Genomic DNA, 387 nt, shown 5'->3' on the forward strand with positions numbered 1-387 from the left:
TTTGCATCGGCAATAATTCGTCCAATAGCTCCTTGGCCATCTACAGTGACAGTTAATTTTTGATCACCTTTCAACATTGCGCCCATCATAGCTGTTGCTGTCATTGTTCTTCCCATTGCAGCAGATGCTGTCGGCCATGTATAATGTCTCGTTTGTGCTTCTTGAACAGTTTCAGTTGTCAAAGCAGCATAAGCCCTAATCTCTCCATCAAATGCTAATGCTTTAACAATATAATCGTGTGTCATTATTTCAATCTCCTCTATTACTCTATATTTAAAAAATTACTTTACTTCATAAAATGCAACAATTGTACTTATTCTACACCCATCATTCTAAATAATGAAGTAACTTGTTTTACAATTATTTTCTGCTATAACAATTCAACGA

General features: G+C 34.9%; 1 protein-coding gene. It reads right to left on the reverse strand.

The features are described 5' to 3' along the window. A partial coding sequence (locus tag D7X74_RS42505) for an Hsp33 family molecular chaperone HslO (protein ID WP_199742040.1) occupies nt 1-245 on the reverse strand: 245 nt, incomplete at its 3' end. Nucleotides 246-387: the final 142 nt, after the last annotated feature.

The sequence above is a fragment of the Corallococcus sp. CA047B genome (assembly GCF_003612065.1).
Lineage (GTDB): Bacteria > Myxococcota > Myxococcia > Myxococcales > Myxococcaceae > Corallococcus > Corallococcus praedator.